Here is a 253-nt window from a genome sequence, read left to right on the forward strand (position 1 = left end):
AAGGTTTCCCGTCGGTTCATCGGCAAGAATGAGCGCCGGATTGTGAATAATCGCTCTGGCACAGGCCGCGCGCTGCTGCTGCCCGCCCGATACCTCATATGTCCGGTGGTCAAGAATATGCTTGATTTGCAGCGTATCCGCCAGTTCTCCCAAGCGGGCTTCCATTTCTCTCAGCTTTACCTTGTCCAATGCAAGCGGCAAGAGAATATTTTCCCGAATCGTCAGCGTATCAAGCAGATTAAAATCCTGAAAG

General features: G+C 51.8%; 1 pseudogene. It reads right to left on the reverse strand.

The annotated features are described in order from the left end of the window. Positions 1-253 (reverse strand): annotated as a pseudogene (gene psdA, locus CF394_RS00410) (lantibiotic ABC transporter ATP-binding protein PsdA); the annotation flags it as partial.

It is taken from the genome of Tetzosporium hominis, from assembly GCF_002265435.1.
Taxonomy (GTDB): domain Bacteria; phylum Bacillota; class Bacilli; order Bacillales_A; family Planococcaceae; genus Chryseomicrobium; species Chryseomicrobium hominis.